Consider the following 18,388-nt stretch of genomic DNA (forward strand, 5'->3'; position numbering starts at 1 on the left):
CCTCCGCCGACGTGACAGGACGTTCATATGGTGGTGTCGTTTACCGGAGATCGGGTAGGAACACACTTTTTGGGCGTGCGGAAGTGGGACAGCGGATGGGGCCCGGCGCCCTTCGGTCCGGCCCGGGACCCGCCGGCTGCGGATCAGCCTGAAGCCGTTGTCTACTGAGCGTCCGGGCCCCACCCGGGGGTCGCACCCCCGGCCGGCCGGAACGTCCCTCGGTACCGCGCCGCCGCTGAGCCTGGTTCCCAGTGACGGTGCCCCGGTGCGGCACACCGTCCCTGACCCAGCGGCGCCGGCCCGAGTGACCGGACGTTCCCCGGTCGGGCGTCCGGTGGTGGACCCGGCCGAACCTACCGGCCCCCTGCGGCCGCCTGTCAACAGTCGTTCGGCCTGCGTCATGTGGTTCGCGTCCCAGGTCAGCGGCGAGGACGCGCAGGTCGCGGGACGAGGGTGCGACGCATGATCGTCATCGCGCCGCCCTCGTAGATCACTCGCCCGGCCGCACGAACACCGTGCGCCCGCCGACCACGGTCCGCAGACAGACCGGCAGGTCACGGCCGGGGTCGAGGCCGGGCAGGCCGGGGGTGCCGGAACGGGGGTCGGTGGACCAGCGCGCCACCCGGTCGTCGGGGGCCTGGACGACGAGTTCACCGGTGCGCCAGAGGGCGTAGTCGGCGGGCGCGCCGGGTGCCAGGACGCCCGCGTCGTCGCGTCCGACCGCCCGCCAGCCGCCGCGCGTGTGCGCGGTGAACGCGGCGCGCACGGAGACACGGTGCTCCGGTGTGCGGTGGAAGGCGGCGGCCCGGACCGTTCCCCAGGGGTCGAGGGGGGTCACCGGGCTGTCGGATCCGAAGGCGAGCGGGACGCCGGCGCGCAGCAGCGCCGCGAAGGGGTTCAGGGAGCGGGCCCGTTCCGGTCCCAGGCGCTGCGCGTACATGCCGTCCTCGCCACCCCACAGGGCGTCGAAGGCGGGCTGGACGGAGGCGGTCAGAGCGAGTTCGGCGAAGGCGGCGACGGTCTCGGGGGTGAGCATCTCGGCGTGCTCGACGCGGTGCCGGGCGGCGCGGACGCGGGCGAGGCCGAGTGTGTCGGCGGCGGCCCGCACGCCGTCGACGACGGTGCGCACGGCGGCGTCGCCGATGGCGTGGAAGCCGGCCTGGAGACCGGCCTCGGTGCAGGCGACGACGTGGGCCGCCACGGCGGCCGCGTCCAGGTGTGCGGTGCCGGTGTGGCCTGCGTCGGCGTACGGCTCGTGCAGGCACGCGGTGTGCGAGCCGAGGGCGCCGTCGACGAACAGGTCACCCGCGGCACCGGTCGCACCCAGCTCCTTCGCCTTGGCGACGTCCTGTTCGGCCCAGTAGCCGACGACACGCGGGCCGCTCTCCTCGGCGGCGAGCCGCAGCAGTCCGGTGAAGTCGTCCTCGGAGGAGATCTCCGGGCCCCCGCACTCATGGACCGTGCCGATGCCGAGGGAGGCGGCGTGGGCGAGGGCGGCACGCTGGGCCTCGGCGCGCTGGGCCGGGGTGACGGCGGCCAGGGCGGCGGCTCGGACGGCGTGGTGGGCGTCCCCGGTGAGCGGGCGGTCCTCACGGGTGACCACGTCAGGGACGAGGTCGAGCAGCGCCGTGGTGACGACCGCGGAGTGGACGTCGATCCTGCTGAGGTAGAGGGGACGGCCGCCGGTGGCCTCGTCGAGCTCGGCGCGGGTCGGGGGACGGCCGCCGGACCAGCGGGCGGCGTCCCAGCCGTGGCCGAGGATGACCCGGTCGTCCGGGCGGGCGGCGGCGAACTCCCGTACGCGGGCCAGCGCGGCCTCGAGCGAGGGGGCGGTGGACAGGTCGAGGCCGGTGAGGGCGAGGCCGGTGGCCGTGGTGTGGACGTGCGCGTCGGTGAACGCGGGGGTGACCAGCGCACCGTCGAGGTCGATCACCTCGTCGACCCCGTCCGCGAAGGCGTCGGCGGCGCCCTCGGAGCCGACCCAGGCGACCTGGCCGCGCTCGACGACCATCGCGGTCGCGAAGGGGTCGGCGGGGCTGTGGACCTCTCCACGGCGAAGGAGGACGGTGCGGGGCGGGGCGGGGCGTTCACTCATGCCCCACAGTCTCCCGCGTCGCTCGGGCCGCTCCGCACGCAGGGCCGTCCCGCCGCGGCCGGGCCGCCCCCTCCCGTCCTCCGGGGACTCCGCCCCGGACCCACGCTCCTCGAACGCCGGAGGGGCCGGCTCTCTCCGGGCGGGCCCGGAGCGAGAGCGGCGTTCAGATGCGCGGCGGGCGGGCTTCGTACGGGGTGGAGAGGACCACCGTGGTGCGGGTGGAGACGCCCGCCAGCGAGCGCACGCGGGCGAGCAGCTCCTCCAGTTCGTGCGGTGTGGACACGCGCACCTTGAGGATGTAGTTCTCGTCGCCCGCGACACTGTGGCAGGCCTCGATCTCGGGGACGCCGGCGAGACGGTCCGCGATGTCGTCGGGGGCGCTGGGGTCGAAGGGCTTGACCGAGATGAAGGCGGTCATGGGCAGGCCGACGGCCTCCGGGTCGACGACCGCGGCATAGCCGCGGATGACGCCACGCTGTTCCAGCCGGCGCACCCGCTGGTGCACGGCCGACGTGGACAGGCCCGTGGCCTTGCCCAGGTCTGTGTAGCTCATCCGCCCGTCCTTGACGAGCAGCTGCACGATCTGTCGGTCCAGCTCCTCCATGGCGCAAGAACCTACAGGGCGCCTGATCTCCTCGGACACCTGAGCCGCCCAGGTCATGCCCGGTTCGTGATGCGCCGGGGGCCGCGGCGCGCGGTCCGGGGGGACAAAGCCCCCGCACGGGGCATCCTCACGCGGCATGTGACGAACACCACACCTTTCGAGCGGTCTCCGTGATGTTCCCGTGATTACCCCGGAGGGGGGACGGGAAGTGCTTGCTGTGGTCGAGGCCGCAGTGCCTTCACGGCCCAGCCCGAGGGGGAGAACCCAATGCAGAGTCTTAAGCGCCTTGGTCGTACCACGTCCAAGCGGCAGCAGCCGGTCGTCGAACTCGACCCGGAGTACGTCGAACCCGACGCCCCGGACGAGGAACTCGACGCCTACGACACCTTCGAGATGTACCGGGTCGTCTGCCCGGACTGCGTGCAGCCCATCGCCCTGCTCGCGGACGAGGACGTCCTGCCGGAGCACGCGCTGTGCGCCTCGCCGTGGAACCCGTTCGGGCTCACGGTCTGCGCCGGCACCGGCCGCCGGGCCGACGAGGCACGGCCGGCCGACGAGTCCGTCACCCCCCAGGAGCAGGACACCGCCCTGTTGTTGACGCTCCCGCAGGGACTCGACTGGCGCACCCAGCCCTTCTCGCACGTCGGCGGTCCGGGCTCGCGTCCGATCCGGGTCCCGGCGATGCGGCGGCACGCCGCCTGAGCACACAGGTACGGGGAGCGGCGCGTCCCGCCTCCCCCGTCCGCGCGGACGGCCGCGAACGCACGTCCTGCTCCCGGAGTCGGTGACCCGCCAGGCCGCTCCCGCGGCTCCCGGATCCGCCGAGCCACCGCGGTCTCATGCGGGTCCTGCCGACCGGGGCCGCCCGGGCGGCAGGACCCGGAGCGGACCCGGCTCACCGCGCCCTGGCGGGGGTTCGACCGGCTCAGCGGGTCTCCGGACCCGCGAGATGGCGGGCGATGACCATGCGCTGGATCTGATTGGTGCCCTCGACGATCTGCAGGACCTTGGCCTCGCGCATGTAGCGCTCGGCGGGGAAGTCCGCGGTGTAGCCGTAGCCGCCGAGGATCTGCACGGCGTCGACGGTGACCCGCATCGCCGTGTCGGTGCAGTGCAGCTTGGCCATGGCGGCCTGCTTGGCGAACGGCCGCCCCGCGTCGCGCAGCCGGGCCGCCGCCAGGTACAGCGCGCGCCCCGCCTCGATCTGCGTGGCCATGTCGGCGAGCATGAAACGCAGTCCCTGGAAGTCGGAGATCGGCTTGCCGAACTGGCGCCGCTCGGCCGCGTAGCCGAGCGCCTCGTCCAGCGCCGCCTGGGCCAGGCCGATCGCGCAGGCGGCGATGCCGAGCCGTCCGCCGTCCAGCGCCGACAGGGCGATCGCGAAGCCCTGTCCCTCCTCGCCCACCCGCCGCGCGTCGGGGACCCGGACGCCGTCGAGGTGGACCTGGGCGGTCGGCGAGCCCTTCATCCCCATCTTCCTCTCCGGCACCGCGGCGCTCAGCCCCGCGGCGTCACCGGGCACCAGGAACGCGGTGACGCCGCGCGGGCCCTCCTCGCCGGTACGGGCCATGACGGTGTAGAAGTCGGCGATGCCGCCATGGGTGATCCACGCCTTGGTGCCGTCGATCACCCAGTCGTCCCCGTCGCGCACCGCCTTGGTGCGCAGGGAGGCCGCGTCGGAGCCCGAGGCGGGCTCGGAGAGGCAGTAGGCGCCGAGCAGGCCGCCGCCGAGCATCGCGGGCAGGTGCTCGGCCTGCTGTTCCTTGGCGCCGTAGGCGGCGAGCGCGTAGGAGGCCAGGGTGTGCACGCTGACGCCGAGGCCGACGGTGAGGCGGGCCGCGGCGAGCTCTTCGAGGACCTGGAGGTAGACCTCGTACGGCTGGTCGCCGCCGCCGTACTCGGAGCCGTAGGGCAGGCCGAGCAGACCGGACTCGGAGAGCAGGGTGAACAGTTCGCGCGGGAAGTGCCCCGCGTCCTCCTCCTCGGCCGCCCGCGGGGTGATCTCGCGCTGCGCGATGTCGCGGACGAGCGAGATCAGGTCCCGGGCCTCGTCCGTGGGCAGTTGCCGGTCCACCGGCTGCGGGGCGCGGTCGGGCATGGCGACGCTCTCCTCCCTGTTCGGGCACATCGGCGTGCGCCTTGGGTTGGGGGCGGCTCCGCCGGGGTCGTATCGGTGCCTGGCCGATGCTCGCACTCCCGGGTCTCGGAAGCTGCTGACCAGCGGCTGTGCGCTGCGAGTATGCCCGATCGGCCGCAGCAAGTCACTAGTTAACGACCGCTCACTCCAAGAAGTTTTCGCGCACTCGTCGCATGCGAGGCGCAACGGGGAGTGACGTGCGGCGTCCGTTCGGGCGGACGCCGCCCGGATGCCGCAGTCGGCGGCGGGAGGCGTGCGACGGGGAGTGAACGTCAGGCGTCGCGGCGGGCGGGCGCCGGGGCCGGGTAGGCGGGGTCCAGCTCCTCGATGGCCCGCATGGCCCCGCCGAGCGTCTTCACCAGCAGCTCGCCCATGGTCTCGCGGGACAGTTCACCGCGGTCGATCCAGGCGAGAGCGGCGCCCTCCACGCTGCACACCCAGGCCAGCAGCCCCATTCGCGCCACCGGCGCGATGTCCGTACGGCCGTAGGCGCCCTCGGCGACGGTCGCGACGATGGCCTCGCGCACCCCGTCCCGGATCGCGTGCACCTCGGTGTCGAAGCCGACGCCGCCGCTGACGATCGCGCGGTAGGCGGCCTGGTTGTGCTCGGCGTACCGCAGATAGCTGTCGACGGTGCGGTGCACCCGCTCCACGGGCGGCAGTCCGGCCCCGCCGGCGGCGAAGGAGACCAGGCCGGCCACCGAGTCCTCGATGATCGCCAGGTAGTAGCCGCGCTTGGAGTGGAAGTAGTAGTAGATCAGCCCCTTGGCGACCTGCGCCTGGCGTGCGATGTCGTCCATCGAGAGCGCGTCGTACGACGTGTCCGCGAACAACCTCCGCCCGATGGCGATGAGTTCGGCGCGGCGCGCGGACGAACGCTCGGTACCGCGCGCCGCGGGGCGCACGGCGGACTGCCGGCTGATGCTCAATTTCGACCCAGGTCTTCCTGCGGGCGGTGGGACGTCCCGCCGCAGTATGTCAGGTCGTCCGGAAGGTCCGGAACGGCATCCCCGCGACCTCGGGTTACAGCAGTCCCAGCTGGGTCACGAACATCGCGAGGACCACGACGAGGGTCCATCCCATGGCGTGTTCGAAGATCTTCGGGCCGTCCTCCCGGGGTCCGCCGGTGCGGGCGCGGGTGACGGTGGCTGCGTTCGCGGTCATGGCTTCTCACTGGTCTCTGTGATGCGGTGGGCTCCCCCTGCGACTGACGTCCACTTTGCCACCGTGAACGGCCTCCGCGGCCGAGAGGTCGGTCACACACGCCGGCGGGCCCCGGTCGCCCGGGGCCCGTCGGCCGGGCCTGCTCAGCGCACGCCCACCGCCGCGAGCGCCTTGCGCTGCCGCGGGGTCGGCCGGGCCGGGAAGTAGAGGTAGCAGACCCCTCCGGTGCCGGACGCCACCTTCCCCGAGGCGTTGTAGCGCTTGGTCCGCAGCCAGATGTTCTCCCACTCGCGCCGCCGGTAGACGCGGCGCACGGCGTCGTTGTCGTCCGAGGCGGGGTCGTTGGCGATCACGTCGCCGTCGGCGGTGAAGCCGATCACCGTCATCAGGTGCCCGGAGGTGCCGTACCCCGCTCCGGTCAGCTCCTCCTCCAGGAACGACTGCGACGTGATGGCCGGGATGCCCGCGGCGACCAGCGTCTCCAGGTCGGTGAGGGAGCCGAGGCGGGTGACCACGCCCTGGAGACCCTCGAAGGTGGCCGCGTAGGCGGCGTTGAAGGGCCAGTTGCCGCAGCCTCCGTACTGGTGGTCGAATGTGTGGCGGGCCGCGTGGCAGACCTGCGGGTCGGTGTAGGACGGGTCGACCCAGGACAGTTGTTCCTCGGTGAGCCGTCCGCCCCAGTACTCGATGATCATCTGCGAGGAGGTGGGGCTGCACCAGGCCTCGCCGCCGTTGTCGTACTCCGGGTACCGGCCCTTGTGGATCTCCTGCGAGTAACGCGGGACGATCAACTCCTTGGCGAGGCCGGGTTCCGAGGCGGGAACGGTGAACCGGTCGGGGACGTCGGATCCCATCACGCCGAGCCGCCACACGGTCGGGGTGAGCCGGGTGCCGGGGCGGCGGTAGAGGGTCAGCCGCAGCCGGTACGAGACGACGCGCAGGCCCGAGGCCGCGTCGTCCACGGAGAGGGTGTCCGTCCAGACGGTGCTCTTCCCGTCGCTCTGGTCGTCCACCGAGGTGCGCCGGATGTCCTGGTCGCCGGCGGCCCAGCACCCCATGACGTACCAGGGGGTGTCCGTACCGTCGGAGTACGTGCCCCTCAGCTCGATCCGGAGCCAGGTGCCCTCGGGGGTGTGCGCGTTCCAGGAGGCGATCGCCTCCGTCGCCGGAACCCCGAGGCGGTGCACGGGCGAGGTCCAGGTCGCGTACTCCCAGGCGGCCGTGCGGCCGGTGTGCGGATCGGTGTAGTCCGTGACGCCGGCGGGTCTCGCGATCACGAGGCCGGGGCGGAAGCCGGCCACGGCGCGGGCCCCGTGGGCGGTGCCGGCGAGCCAGTCGGTGTACGAGACCCAGGCCCGGTTGTCGACGGGACGGACGGCGGTCCGGCCGGTGCCGGCGGTGCGTCCGGTCGGGATGCCGGCCGTCGGGGCGCCGGCGGACGCCGGGCCCGCGCTCCCGGCGACGGCGGCGACGACCGCCGCGGCCAGGAGGGATCTGCGGGAGGGCGGTTCGGCTCTGCTCATGGGTGAAAGGCCCCCAGGTGTCGGAGTCGGGACAGGACCACAGCACGGTCGGCCGGACGGTGTGCGTCCGCCGGACGGAACGGGTGTGCGCCAACTATGAACGCAGCCGGGCGGATCCTGCCAGCACCCCGGCCGTGCCGCGCCCCACCGACATGGGACTCGACCAATGACGGGACCTGCGGCGGGACCGCCCGGTCCGGGGCCCGCACGTCCGGGGCTCGTCCGCCGAAGGGCCTAGAGTGCTCCGGTAAGCCCCCCTCCCCTCCCCCCGGGAACCAGCCATTCACGATCTCGCCTCCCGCATCCGTCGGCTCGCCCCCTCGTGCGGTCCGGTCCGGCTCGTCGGTGTCGACGGGCACGCCGGCTCGGGCAAGTCGACGTTCGCCGTACGGCTGGCCGGGGCGCTGGACGGCGCTCCGGTGCTGCGGCTCGACGACATCGCCGACCACACCGAACTGTTCGGCTGGACCGGACGGCTGCTGAGCCAGGTGGTCGAACCGCTCGTCCGCGGCGAGACCGCGCACTACTCCCCCTACGACTGGCGGTCCCGCCGCTTCGGGCCGCCCCGCCCGCTGCCGCCCGCCCCCGTGATCGTCGTGGAGGGCGTCGGCGCGGGACGCCGGGCCCTGCGCCCGTATCTGGCGCTGCTGCTGTGGATGGACCTCCCCCCGGAGGAGTCCTGGGCGCGGGGGCGGGCCCGCGACGGGACGGAGCAGCGGGAGTTCTGGGACGGCTGGGTGCGCGCGGAGCGCGAGCACTTCACCGACGACCCCTCACGCCCCTTCGCCGGGCTCCTGGTACGGCAGCGCCCGGAGGGATACGAGCTGCTTCCCGGGCCTTCCGCGACGACTGGATCACCTTTTACGATCACACACGGTGACGAGTCACCCGCAGTGTGGTGAACCTGTGAAGAGTGGTCCCGGACAAGTCGCCGGAGTATCCCAACTCGGCTTGACCGGGGCCGCGTACAGGTCTTACGTTCTCAATGTGCGGCCCTTCGGAGTCGCCGGCAGACGCGAAGCCCCCGGTTGTTCCCCCGTGACCGGGGGCTTCGTTCTGCCCTCTTCACGTTTTCGGACGCTCAGTGGCATATGACGGTCACCCTGGGTCACCACACGCGGTCCGCGCCCCCCTCCCACCTCGCGCTTCGGCGCGTACGGCACCCTACGGACGTGACGCCGCCGCAGGTACGATGCCCTCGGTGCGATCTACGGACGCTGCTTCGCGCACCTTGCAACTCCGGTCCGCGGCACAGCGGTTCGACCAACGGGAGCCGACGGGCGAGGGTCGGCCGGCACACCGACGGGGGCACGGTCTGTGGGGGACGTGATGGACTTCGGCACGCAGGGCCCGCAGGCCCCGGCCGACCTCGCCTGGCTGCGAGGCGTGGACGCCTACACGATGGGCGCCTATCCACAGGCGGAGGAGGAGTTCCGGGCCGCGGTGCGGATCGACCCGGGGATGGCCGACGGCTGGCTGGGGCTGCACGCGCTGCGCGTCGACACGACGACCGCGCTGCTCAGGATGTTCCGGCATCGGAAGCGCTTCGGCGAACAGCGCACCCGGCACCGCCGCACCCTCAACTCCTGGTACTGGCTGGGCTGGTGGGTACAGCCGGTACTGGAGAGCCCCCGTGACCTGCTACTGGCGCACGCCTCCCACTGGCTGGACGGCCGCCACGTCCCCGAGCTGGACCGGGCGCTCGCCGGACTGCCCCCGGTGGACACCGATCCGCAGGTCCGTTTCCTGCACGCCTGCCGTGCCTACCTGGTCAAGGACTGGGAACAGCTGATCCGGCACACGGACTCCCTCCTCGATGACCCGATGCTGGGCATCGAGTCCGGCCTGTTCGGCGGCATGGCGCGGGTGCGCCTGGAGATGTACGGGCAGGCAGAACCGCTGCTGTCGGCGGCGCTGATGCGGTGCCGCAGCGAACAGCCGCAGCGCAAGGAGCTGCGCTACTGGTTGGCCCGCGCCCACGAGGGGACCGGCCGCAGCGCCGCGGCACTCCCCCTGTACCGGGCCGTGCACCGGGTCGATCCGGCCTTCATGGACACCTCCGCCCGGCTCGCCGCGATCTCCGAGGGCGACGGGTACGACGACTCCGCCGATCTCGCCGCGATCACGCTCACCGGGGCCGGGCAGGACGTCGTGGACGGCCCCGACGCGCTCGATCCCCTGTTCGGCACCGAAGGGCGTGACCTGCGGCTCCCCGCGCCCGAGCCTGTGCCGGGCCCCCTGCCTCCGGTCACCGCTGCGGGCGTGCGGGAGCGGGCGGGCACCGGGGGGTCACCGCCGCCCGCCGGGCCCACGGACCCCGCGTTACTGGAGGAGGCGCTGGCCGAGCTGGAGCGCATGGTGGGCCTGGAGCCGGTGAAGCGGCAGGTCAAGGCGTTGTCGGCGCAGCTGAACATGGCGCGGCTGCGGGCCGGGCAGGGACTCCCGGTGCAGCCGCCGAAACGCCACTTCGTCTTCTCCGGGCCCTCCGGAACCGGCAAGACCACGGTGGCCCGCATCCTCGGCCGCGTGTTCTACGCCCTCGGCCTGCTCGGTGGTGACCATCTGGTGGAGGCCCAGCGGGCGGATCTGGTCGGCGAGTACCTGGGGCAGACCGCGGTGAAGGCCAACGAGCTGATCGATTCCGCGCTGGGCGGGGTGCTGTTCGTGGACGAGGCGTACGCGCTGTCCAACTCCGGGTACGGCAAGGGGGACGCGTACGGGGACGAGGCGCTTCAGGTGCTGTTGAAGCGGGCGGAGGACAACCGGGAGCATCTGGTGGTGATCCTCGCCGGGTACCCGGAGGGGATGGATCGGCTGCTGGCCGCGAATCCGGGGCTGTCGTCGCGGTTCACCACACGGGTGGACTTTCCCTCGTACCGGCCGCTGGAGCTGACTTCGATCGGCGAGGTGCTGGCCGGTGAGAACGGCGACGTGTGGGACGAGGAGGCGTTGGAGGAGCTGCGGTCGATCGCCGGGCACGTGGTGGATCAGGGGTGGATCGACGAGCTGGGGAACGGGCGTTTCCTGCGGACGCTGTACGAGAAGAGCTGTGCGTATCGGGATCTGCGGCTGTCCGTGTATCCCGGGGCGTTGACCCGGGATGATCTGGCTACTTTGCGGTTGCCGGATCTGATGCAGGCGTACGGGGAGGTGCTGTCGGGCCGGGGGCCGGCGGACCCGTCGCCGATGTGAGGCACCGGCGACGGGGCGGCTCGGGGGTGTCCGGCTTGCCCGCGCTCGCGGGTGCCGCTGCGGCAGCTACGTCGCCAGCGCCTCCTCCGGGGTTCCGCTCGCCCGTTGGGATGCGACCGTCACTTCTCGGTGGGCCGGGTCCCGGACCTCGCCCACCAGGAGTTCCAGTACGTCCTCCAGGGCGACCAGGCCCAGTACCCTGCCGGAGGCGTCGGAGACCTGGGCCAGGTGGGTCGCGGCGCGGCGCATCATCGTGAGGGCGTCGTCCAGGGGGAGTTCGGGGCGGAGGGTCGTCATCGGACGCCAGAGGTGCTGTGGGACGGCCCGGTCGGAGTCCTCCAGGTCCAGTACGTCCTTGACGTGCAGGTAGCCCATGAAGGCGCCGCTGTCCGCGGCCACCGGGAACCGGGAGTACCCGGTGCGGGCGGTGAGCTCCACGATCTGCCCCGGGGTGACCGCGGGCGCGACCGTCACCAGCGACTCGCGGTCCAGCAGGACGTCCGTCACCGGGCGGGAGCCCAGCTCCAGCGCGTCCTCCAGGCGTTCGGCCTCCTCGGGGTCCAGGAGACCCGCCTGGCCGGAGTCCTCCACCAGCCGGTTGAGCTGTTCGCTGGTGAAGACGGCCTCCACCTCGTCCTTCGGTTCGACGCGGAACAGCCGCAGGACGGCCCGGGCGCAGGCGCCGAGCGCGATCGTGACCGGCTTGCACAGGCGCGCGAACCAGACCAGGCCGGGGCTCAGCCACAGCGCGACCTTCTCGGGAGCCGCCATCGCCAGGTTCTTCGGGACCATCTCGCCGATGACGAGGTGGAAGAAGACCACCGCGGCGAGCGCGATGACGTAGCCGAGCGGGTGGATCATGCCGTGCGGCAGGTGCATCCACTCGAAGACCGGCTCCAGCAGACGGGCGACCGTCGGTTCGGCGACCGCGCCCAGGGTCAGCGAGCAGACGGTGATGCCGAACTGGGCCGCCGCCATCATCTGCGGCAGATGCTCCAGGCCGTACAGCACCCGGCGGGCGCGGGCCGTGCCGAGCGGTTCGATCTGGCTGCGGCGGACCGAGACCAGGGCGAACTCGGCGCCGACGAAGAAGCCGTTGGCGAGCACGAGCAGCGCGGCGAGGAGGAGTTGCAGCACGCTCATCCGGCCACCTCCACCAGGGGCAGCGGGGCCGTCCTGACCAGGCGGACGCGTTCGGCGCGGTAGTGGTCGACCCGGCGCACCGACAACCGCCAGCCGGGCAGTTCCGCGTGGTCGCCGACGGCCGGGATCCGGCCGAGCAGGTCGGCGACCAGGCCGGCCACCGTCTCGTACGGCCCCTCGGGCGCCTCCAGGCCCATGCGCAGCAGGACGTCGATCCGGACGCCGCCGTCGACGTCCCAGGCGGGGTTGCCGTCCTCGGGCGGAGCGGGGACGAGTTCGGGGACGTCCTGTCCGTCGTGCTCGTCGCGCACCTCGCCGACGATCTCCTCGACGATGTCCTCCAGCGTGACGACGCCGGCCGTGCCGCCGTACTCGTCGACGACGACCGCGATGGGCTGCTCGCTGCGCAGTCGTGTGAGCAGCGGCCGTACGGGCAGGGTCTCGGGGACGAGCAGCGCCGGTCGGGCGATGCGGTCCACGGGGGTGCGCAGCCGGTCGTGCACGGACACCGCGAGGGCGTCCTTGAGGTGCACCATGCCGACGATCTCGTCGATCCGCTCCCGGTAGACGGGGAAGCGGGACAGGCCGGTGGCCCGGGTCAGGTTGACCACGTCCTCGGCGGTCGCCGAGGACTGCAGGGCGTTGACCTTCACGCGCGGCGTCATGACGTGCTGTGCGGTCAGCTCACCGAGGGACAGGGTGCGGACGAAGAGGTCCGCCGTGTCCTGTTCCAGCGCGCCGGCCCGGGCGGAGTGCCGGGCCAGGGAGACGAGTTCGCCGGGGGTGCGGGCGGAGGCCAGCTCCTCGGCGGGCTCGATGCCCAGGGCCCGCACCAGGCGGTTGGCCACGGCGTTCAGCCCGGCGATGACCGGGCGGAAGAGCCGGGCGAACGCGTGCTGCGGGCCGGCCACGAAGCGGGCGACCTGCAGGGGGCGGGACACCGCCCAGTTCTTCGGCACGAGTTCGCCGATCACCATCTGCACCGCGGAGGCCATCAGCATGCCGACGACGACGGAGACGCCGGGGACCGCGCCCTCGGGGACGCCGATGCCGGTGAAGGGGCCGTGCAGCAGTCCGGCGAGCGCCGGCTGCGCCAGCATGCCGACGACGAGGGAGGTGATGGTGATGCCGAGCTGGGTGCCGGACAGCTGGAAGGAGAGCTCCCTGAGCGACTCGACGACCCGGCGGGCGCGCCGGTCACCGCCCGCGGCGGCCCGTTCGGCGTCCGGTCGCTCGACGGTGACCAGGCCGAACTCGGCGGCCACGAAGAATCCGTTGGCCAGGATCAGCAGGAAAGCGGCTGCGAGAAGCAGCAAGGGGGTGGTCATGATGCCGCCGCCTCCGCATGCGCGCGGGCTCCGTGGAGCGGGTCCGCGCTATGTCGGCAGGGGGCGGCGCAGGTACTACAGGACGATCCGTCCATCGCCGGAGAGGGTCACTCCTCGGATAGCTGGAGCCCCTGTGCACCGGGCGGGGCGGCAGGGGCGGAGGCGCGGTCGTCGCGCCTCCGCCCACCAGATTAATCAAGACATGGGCGGCTGCGGCAGGTGAACGTCCCCGGCGCTTCCCGGAGCCGTGCCCCGAGCCGCCCCTGAGGGACGGCCCCGAGTCAGCTCCGGGGCGCCCCGGGTCCGGCGGTGGAACGGACCTCGGTGAGCGCCCGCAGGGCCCGTGCGTCGGCGATGGCCCGCTGTCTGGCGATGCCCGGCTGGATGCCGAGCACGGGCAGGCTGGTGCCGTCGCTGAGGCCGAGGAAGACCCAGGGATCACCGGGACGGAGGTTCACCTGAAGGATCTCCGCCCATTCCAGGCGACGCCGGCTCACGATGTTGACGACGGTGACGCCCGTCTCGTCGGCGACCACCTTCGGCCGGGCCAGCAGGAACAGCACGCCGGCCAGCAGCGCGGCGGTGAACACGAAGCTGAGCCGCTCCCCGGGACCGAGCTGGTCCAGCAGCAGCGCGATCAGGGTGATGACCGCGAAGAGCGCGGCGCCGGCGGTGAGCAGCACCGCGCGGGTGCGGCCCGGGCGGAAGGTGACGGGCAGTTCGGGCAGCTGGTCCGTGGTTGCGTCCGACATGGTGGTGCTCCGTGCCCCGGTCAGAGGCGGCAGGCGTGGATGGCCGTGGTGAGGATGGCGCGGGCGCCGATGTCGTACAGGTCGTCCATGATCCGCTGTGCCTCCTTGGACGGAACCATCGCGCGGACGGCGACCCAGCCCTCGTTGTGCAGCGGGGACACGGTGGGGGACTCCAGCCCCGGGGTGAGGGCGACGGCCTTCTCGAGCTGTTCGACGCGGCAGTCGTAGTCCATCATCACGTACGTCCGGGCGACCAGGACCCCCTGGAGGCGGCGCAGGAACTGCCGCACCCTGGGCTCCTCGCCGTCCGTGCCGGTGGTGGGGGTCCCCCCGGGCGAGTGTGTTCGAGCCCGGGGGAGGATGACGACGGCCTCGGACTTCATGATCGGCTCGCCGACGACGTCCAGCCCGGCGTTGCGCAGTGAGGTGCCCGTCTCGACGACGTCCGCGATGACCTGGGCGACACCGAGCTGGATGGCGGTCTCGACGGCGCCGTCGAGGTGGACGACGGAGGCGTCGATGCCGTTGTCGGCGAGGTGCGCCGCGACGATGCCCTCGTACGAGGTGGCGATCGTCTTGCCCGACAGGTCCGCCAGGCCGCCGATGGTGCCCGGCCTGGTGGCGTAGTGGAAGGTGGAACGGGCGAAGCCGAGGGGGAGGATCTCCTCGGCGTCTGCGCCGGAGTCGATCAGCAGGTCGCGGCCGGTGATGCCGATGTCCAGCTGCCCGGAGGCGACGTAGATGGCGATGTCGCGGGGGCGGAGGTAGAAGAACTCGACCTCGTTCGCCGGGTCGACGGTCCGCAGTTCCTTGGACTCGCGACGCTGCCGGTAGCCGGCCTCATGCAGCATCTCCGCCGCAGGGCCGGACAGGGAACCCTTGTTGGGGACGGCGATGCGCAGCATGAGGTCGGCTTCCTTCGTGTGGAGGGGTGTGTCGTGAACGTGAGGGTTCAGAGGTGGGCGTAGACGTCGTCGAGGGAGATGCCGCGGGCGACCATCATCACCTGGACGTGGTACAGCAGCTGCGAGATCTCCTCGGCGGCCGCCTCCTTGCCCTCGTACTCGGCGGCCATCCAGACCTCGGCGGCCTCCTCGACGACCTTCTTGCCGATGGCATGGACGCCCTTGTCGACCAGCTCGGCGGTGCGGGAGGTGGCGGGATCGCCGTGGGCGGCCTTCTGCTGGAGCTCGGTGAACAGCTCCTCGAACGTCTTCTTGGACATGGTGGTCCTTACCCTACGCGGTGACGGGGACTGCTCACCGCCAGGGTTCGGATACCGAACGCAAGCAGGCCGCGGTGGCCACCGCCGCGGTGACCGCCTCGTGCCCCTTGTCCTCGCTGGAGCCGGGCAGCCCGGCGCGGTCCAAGGCCTGCTCCTCGTCGTCACAGGTGAGCAGACCGAAGCCGACGGGGACGCCGGTGTCGACCGAGACCTGGGCGAGGCCCTGGGTGACTCCCTGGCACACGTAGTCGAAGTGGGGCGTGCCGCCGCGGATGACGACGCCGAGGGCGACGACCGCGTCGTAGCCGCGGCCGGCCAGGGCCTTGGCGACGACCGGGAGCTCCCAGCTGCCGGGGACCCGGAGCAGGGTCGGTTCGTCGATGCCGAGGTCGTGCAGGGCGCGCAGGGCGCCGTCCACCAGTCCGTCCATCACCTTCTCGTGCCACTGCGCGGCGATGACGGCGACCCGCAGGTCCCCCACGTCGCGTACGGACAACTCCGGTGCACCCTTGCCGCTCACGTCTCTCCTCGGTGTTCTCTCACTGGTTGCCGCAGGCGGGCACGGTCGGCGTGTCCAGCCAGGGCAGGTCATGACCCATCCGGTCCCGCTTGGTGCGCAGGTAGCGGAGGTTGTGCTCGCTCGCGGTGACGGGCATCGGTTCGCGTCCGGTGACCTCGATGCCGCGGCGGGCGAGCGCGTCGGACTTGTCGGGGTTGTTGGTCATCAGGCGGACGCCGCGCACCCCGAGGTCGACGAGGATCTGTGCGCCGGCGCCGTAGTCGCGGGCGTCGGCGGGCAGGCCGAGCTCGAGGTTGGCGTCGAGGGTGTCCCGGCCCCGCTCCTGGAGTTCGTAGGCGCGCAGCTTGGACATCAGACCGATGCCGCGCCCCTCGTGGCCGCGCAGGTAGACGACCACGCCCCGGCCCTCGGCCTGGATGCGGTCCAGGGAGGCGTCGAGCTGGGGGCCGCAGTCGCAGCGCCGGGAGCCGAAGACGTCGCCGGTGAGGCACTCGGAGTGGAGGCGGACGAGGACGTCCTCGCCGTCGCCGATGTCGCCGTGGACGAGGGCGACGTGTTCGACGCCGTCGACGGTGGAGCGGTAGCCGTACGCGGTGAAGGTGCCGTGGGAGGTGGGCAGACGGACCTCGGCCTCACGGCGGACGGTGGGTTCGGCGGAGCGGCGGTAGGCGATCAGGTCCTCGATGGAGATGATCGTCAGGCCGTGCTTGCGGGCGAACGGGATCAGCTCGGGCAACCGGAGCATGGCGCCGTCCTCGCCGGCGATCTCGACGATGGCGCCGGCCGGGCGCAGGCCGGCGAGGCGGGCGAGGTCGACGGCGGCCTCGGTGTGGCCGTCGCGCACGAGGACGCCGCCGGGGCGGGCGCGCAGCGGGAAGATGTGGCCGGGGCGGACGAAGTCGTCGGCCTGCGCGGTGCCGCTCGCCAGCAGCCGGAGCGTGGTGGCGCGGTCGGCGGCGGAGATGCCGGTGGTCACGCCGTGGGCGCCCGAGCCGTCCACGGTGACGGTGAACGCGGTCCGCATGGACTCGGTGTTGTTCTCCACCATCAGCGGGATGCCGAGCCTGTCCAGCTCCTCGCCCTCCATGGGGGCGCAGATCATGCCGCGGCACTCGCTCATCATGAAGGCGACGATCTCGGGGGTGATCTTCTCGGCGGCGACGACGAGGTCGCCCTCGTTCTCGCGGTCCTCGTCGTCGACGACCACGACCGGGCGGCCGGCCGCGATGTCGGCGACGGCCTGCTCGACGGGGTCGAGCGTGAGGTCCTCGACGCCGTCGGCGCTGTACAGGATCGGCGGGATCGAGGGGGCGGCGCGGAGCGCCTCGTTCAGGGTGGTGGCGGGTGACGGGCGGGCGCTCATGCCGGCGCTCCTTCCAGGGCGGGCCGCGCGTCGCGGGAGCGCAGCCACCAGTCGCGCAGGCCCCAGAGGACCAGTGCGCCGTAGATGACGTAGACGAAGCCGGAGAAGGCGAAGCCGTTGGCGAAGTTCAGGGGGACGCCGACGAGGTCGACGAGCAGCCAGGCGAGCCAGAACTCGACCATGCCGCGGGCCTGCGCGTACATGGCGACGATCGTGCCGACGAAGATGTAGGCGTCCGGCCAGGGGTCCCAGGACAGGGACGGGTAGAGGGTGAACAGCCCGCCGACGGCGAGGGTGCCGACGGCCGCGGCGCCCACGAGCAGGAGCCGTTCGCGGTTGGTCGCGAACCGTACGGCCACGGACCCGTCCTGCGCCTGCCGCCGGCCGCGGTTCCACTGCCAGAAGCCCCAGGAGGCGACCAGCATGACGACGACCTGCTTGCCGGCGCTGCCCGAGAGGTGGGCGGTGGCGAAGGCCGTGAAGAGGATCAGGCCGGAGACGAACTGGGCGGGCCAGGTCCAGATGGAGCGGCGCCAGCCGAGGGCGAGGGCGATCAGACCGATCACGTTGCCGATCATGTCCGACCACTTGATGTGCTGGTCGAAGAGGGTGAAGGCCTCGGAGTTGAGCCAGTTCACCGGGACGCCCCCTCACCGACGGCGCGGTCGCCGAGCATCCGCTCGACGTACTTGGCGATGACGTCCACCTCGAGGTTGACCGGGTCGCCGGGCCGCTTGATGCCGAGCGTGGTCAGGGCGAGCGTGGTGGGGATCAGGCTGACGGTGAAGAAGTCGGGCCCGGCGTCGACGACGGTGAGGCTGATGCCGTCGACGGTGATGGAGCCCTTCTCCACGACGTAGCGGGAGAGGCCGACGGGGAGGGAGATCCTCACGGTCTCCCAGTTCTCCGACGGTTCGCGTGCGAGGATCTCGCCGGTGCCGTCGACGTGCCCCTGCACGATGTGGCCGCCGAGGCGGGAGCCGACGGCCGTGGGGCGTTCGAGGTTGACGCGGGAGCCGACGGCGAGGGCGCCGAGGCTGGAGCGCTTCAGGGTCTCCGCCATGACGTCGGCGGTGAACTCGTCGCCCTCGTGCTCGACGACCGTGAGGCAGACACCGTTGACGGCGATGGAGTCGCCGTGCTTCGCGCCTTCGGTGACGACGGGGCCGCGCAGCCGGAAGCGACAGGCGTCGTCGAGGATCTCGACGGCGGTGACCTCGCCCAGCTCTTCGACGATTCCGGTGAACACTTCCCGGGTCCTCCTGCCTCTTCGGGCACGGACTCCGGGGCTGTCGATGACGACAGAAAGTACGGGCGAGGACGCCAGGAGCGACGCCGGACG

Annotated in this window: 18 protein-coding genes; 3 read left to right on the forward strand and 15 right to left on the reverse strand. The window is 72.4% G+C overall.

Annotated features, from left to right (window positions below; genetic code table 11):
* Window positions 1-490 precede the first annotated feature (490 nt).
* Both ACZ8ZB_RS05875 and ACZ8ZB_RS05880 read right to left on the reverse strand, forming a co-directional pair.
* Window positions 491-2,095 carry an amidohydrolase gene (locus ACZ8ZB_RS05875; protein WP_470736650.1) on the reverse strand — a complete coding sequence of 535 codons (1,605 nt, stop codon included), beginning with the start codon at window positions 2,093-2,095 and terminating at the stop codon, window positions 491-493.
* Window positions 2,096-2,258: 163 nt separating this feature from the next.
* On the reverse strand, window positions 2,259-2,699 hold the full coding sequence (locus ACZ8ZB_RS05880; RefSeq protein WP_030867874.1) for an Lrp/AsnC family transcriptional regulator: 441 nt from the start codon (window positions 2,697-2,699) through the stop codon (window positions 2,259-2,261).
* A gap of 267 nt (window positions 2,700-2,966) precedes the next feature.
* Here ACZ8ZB_RS05880 and ACZ8ZB_RS05885 point away from each other — a divergent pair, with 267 nt between their 5' ends.
* On the forward strand, window positions 2,967-3,401 hold the full coding sequence (locus ACZ8ZB_RS05885) for a hypothetical protein (protein ID WP_470736651.1): 435 nt from the start codon (window positions 2,967-2,969) through the stop codon (window positions 3,399-3,401).
* A gap of 223 nt (window positions 3,402-3,624) precedes the next feature.
* Here ACZ8ZB_RS05885 and ACZ8ZB_RS05890 read toward each other — a convergent pair whose 3' ends face one another.
* The 4 genes from ACZ8ZB_RS05890 to ACZ8ZB_RS05905 all read right to left on the reverse strand — a co-directional run bounded on the left by ACZ8ZB_RS05890 (window position 3,625) and on the right by ACZ8ZB_RS05905 (window position 7,523).
* The gene (locus ACZ8ZB_RS05890; RefSeq protein ID WP_470736652.1) at window positions 3,625-4,797 is read right to left on the reverse strand and encodes an acyl-CoA dehydrogenase family protein; all 1,173 of its coding nucleotides are present in this window, start codon (window positions 4,795-4,797) and stop codon (window positions 3,625-3,627) included.
* A 311-nt stretch (window positions 4,798-5,108) separates the two neighbouring features.
* Window positions 5,109-5,765 carry a TetR/AcrR family transcriptional regulator gene (locus tag ACZ8ZB_RS05895; protein WP_470736653.1) on the reverse strand — a complete coding sequence of 219 codons (657 nt, stop codon included), beginning with the start codon at window positions 5,763-5,765 and terminating at the stop codon, window positions 5,109-5,111.
* A 94-nt stretch (window positions 5,766-5,859) separates the two neighbouring features.
* Window positions 5,860-6,000, reverse strand: a complete 141-nt coding sequence (locus tag ACZ8ZB_RS05900) for an SCO1431 family membrane protein (RefSeq protein ID WP_106979546.1) — start codon at window positions 5,998-6,000, stop codon at window positions 5,860-5,862.
* Window positions 6,001-6,143: 143 nt separating this feature from the next.
* The gene (locus ACZ8ZB_RS05905; RefSeq protein ID WP_470736654.1) at window positions 6,144-7,523 is read right to left on the reverse strand and encodes a peptidase C39 family protein; all 1,380 of its coding nucleotides are present in this window, start codon (window positions 7,521-7,523) and stop codon (window positions 6,144-6,146) included.
* A gap of 281 nt (window positions 7,524-7,804) precedes the next feature.
* Between ACZ8ZB_RS05905 and ACZ8ZB_RS05910 the strand changes: the two genes are divergently transcribed.
* Both ACZ8ZB_RS05910 and ACZ8ZB_RS05915 read left to right on the forward strand, forming a co-directional pair.
* Entirely contained in the window at window positions 7,805-8,425 is a 621-nt protein-coding gene (locus ACZ8ZB_RS05910) for a uridine kinase family protein (RefSeq protein WP_470741426.1), read from the forward strand.
* A 427-nt stretch (window positions 8,426-8,852) separates the two neighbouring features.
* Window positions 8,853-10,715: an AAA family ATPase gene (locus ACZ8ZB_RS05915; protein ID WP_470736655.1), complete on the forward strand. Its 1,863-nt coding sequence runs from the start codon at window positions 8,853-8,855 to the stop codon at window positions 10,713-10,715.
* Window positions 10,716-10,781: 66 nt separating this feature from the next.
* On the opposite strand, the gene ACZ8ZB_RS05920 is transcribed toward ACZ8ZB_RS05915, so the two are convergent.
* From ACZ8ZB_RS05920 to ACZ8ZB_RS05960, 9 genes are all read right to left on the reverse strand, one after another.
* Window positions 10,782-11,858 (reverse strand): hemolysin family protein, encoded by a 1,077-nt coding sequence (locus tag ACZ8ZB_RS05920; RefSeq protein WP_470736656.1) that lies wholly within the window; start codon window positions 11,856-11,858, stop codon window positions 10,782-10,784.
* Entirely contained in the window at window positions 11,855-13,186 is a 1,332-nt protein-coding gene (locus tag ACZ8ZB_RS05925; RefSeq protein ID WP_470736657.1) for a hemolysin family protein, read from the reverse strand. Before ACZ8ZB_RS05925 ends, ACZ8ZB_RS05920 begins: the two co-directional genes overlap by 4 nt.
* A gap of 281 nt (window positions 13,187-13,467) precedes the next feature.
* Window positions 13,468-13,938, reverse strand: coding sequence for a PH domain-containing protein (locus ACZ8ZB_RS05930; RefSeq protein WP_470736658.1), 471 nt, complete (start codon window positions 13,936-13,938; stop codon window positions 13,468-13,470).
* A 20-nt stretch (window positions 13,939-13,958) separates the two neighbouring features.
* Window positions 13,959-14,843: an ATP phosphoribosyltransferase gene (hisG, locus tag ACZ8ZB_RS05935; protein WP_470736659.1), complete on the reverse strand. Its 885-nt coding sequence runs from the start codon at window positions 14,841-14,843 to the stop codon at window positions 13,959-13,961.
* A gap of 47 nt (window positions 14,844-14,890) precedes the next feature.
* On the reverse strand, window positions 14,891-15,163 hold the full coding sequence (locus ACZ8ZB_RS05940) for a phosphoribosyl-ATP diphosphatase (protein ID WP_029383007.1): 273 nt from the start codon (window positions 15,161-15,163) through the stop codon (window positions 14,891-14,893).
* A 34-nt stretch (window positions 15,164-15,197) separates the two neighbouring features.
* Window positions 15,198-15,683, reverse strand: coding sequence for a 6,7-dimethyl-8-ribityllumazine synthase (gene ribH, locus ACZ8ZB_RS05945; protein ID WP_470736660.1), 486 nt, complete (start codon window positions 15,681-15,683; stop codon window positions 15,198-15,200).
* Between the two features lie 19 nt (window positions 15,684-15,702).
* On the reverse strand, window positions 15,703-17,046 hold the full coding sequence (locus ACZ8ZB_RS05950) for a bifunctional 3,4-dihydroxy-2-butanone-4-phosphate synthase/GTP cyclohydrolase II (RefSeq protein WP_470736661.1): 1,344 nt from the start codon (window positions 17,044-17,046) through the stop codon (window positions 15,703-15,705).
* Window positions 17,043-17,684 carry a nicotinamide mononucleotide transporter family protein gene (locus ACZ8ZB_RS05955; protein WP_470736662.1) on the reverse strand — a complete coding sequence of 214 codons (642 nt, stop codon included), beginning with the start codon at window positions 17,682-17,684 and terminating at the stop codon, window positions 17,043-17,045. The genes ACZ8ZB_RS05950 and ACZ8ZB_RS05955 overlap by 4 nt, the downstream gene beginning before the upstream one ends.
* Window positions 17,681-18,295 carry a riboflavin synthase gene (locus tag ACZ8ZB_RS05960; RefSeq protein WP_470736663.1) on the reverse strand — a complete coding sequence of 205 codons (615 nt, stop codon included), beginning with the start codon at window positions 18,293-18,295 and terminating at the stop codon, window positions 17,681-17,683. Before ACZ8ZB_RS05960 ends, ACZ8ZB_RS05955 begins: the two co-directional genes overlap by 4 nt.
* Between the last annotated feature and the right edge of the window lie 93 nt (window positions 18,296-18,388).

The sequence above is a fragment of the Streptomyces sp. 12E genome (assembly GCF_055633275.1).

Excerpts from the sequence above, each read along its gene's own strand:
- ACZ8ZB_RS05875 (WP_470736650.1), bottom strand. The coding sequence starts at position 2,095 with ATGAGTGAACGCCCCGCCCCGCCCCGCACCGTCCTCCTTCGCCGTGGA.
- ACZ8ZB_RS05940 (WP_029383007.1), bottom strand. The coding sequence starts at position 15,163 with ATGTCCAAGAAGACGTTCGAGGAGCTGTTCACCGAGCTCCAGCAGAAG.
- hisG (WP_470736659.1), bottom strand. The coding sequence starts at position 14,843 with ATGCTGCGCATCGCCGTCCCCAACAAGGGTTCCCTGTCCGGCCCTGCG.
- ACZ8ZB_RS05930 (WP_470736658.1), bottom strand. The coding sequence starts at position 13,938 with ATGTCGGACGCAACCACGGACCAGCTGCCCGAACTGCCCGTCACCTTC.
- ACZ8ZB_RS05900 (WP_106979546.1), bottom strand. The coding sequence starts at position 6,000 with ATGACCGCGAACGCAGCCACCGTCACCCGCGCCCGCACCGGCGGACCC.
- ACZ8ZB_RS05920 (WP_470736656.1), bottom strand. The coding sequence starts at position 11,858 with ATGAGCGTGCTGCAACTCCTCCTCGCCGCGCTGCTCGTGCTCGCCAAC.
- ACZ8ZB_RS05950 (WP_470736661.1), bottom strand. The coding sequence starts at position 17,046 with ATGAGCGCCCGCCCGTCACCCGCCACCACCCTGAACGAGGCGCTCCGC.
- ACZ8ZB_RS05925 (WP_470736657.1), bottom strand. The coding sequence starts at position 13,186 with ATGACCACCCCCTTGCTGCTTCTCGCAGCCGCTTTCCTGCTGATCCTG.
- ACZ8ZB_RS05915 (WP_470736655.1), top strand. The coding sequence starts at position 8,853 with ATGGACTTCGGCACGCAGGGCCCGCAGGCCCCGGCCGACCTCGCCTGG.
- ACZ8ZB_RS05905 (WP_470736654.1), bottom strand. The coding sequence starts at position 7,523 with ATGAGCAGAGCCGAACCGCCCTCCCGCAGATCCCTCCTGGCCGCGGCG.
- ACZ8ZB_RS05880 (WP_030867874.1), bottom strand. The coding sequence starts at position 2,699 with ATGGAGGAGCTGGACCGACAGATCGTGCAGCTGCTCGTCAAGGACGGG.
- ACZ8ZB_RS05890 (WP_470736652.1), bottom strand. The coding sequence starts at position 4,797 with ATGCCCGACCGCGCCCCGCAGCCGGTGGACCGGCAACTGCCCACGGAC.
- ACZ8ZB_RS05885 (WP_470736651.1), top strand. The coding sequence starts at position 2,967 with ATGCAGAGTCTTAAGCGCCTTGGTCGTACCACGTCCAAGCGGCAGCAG.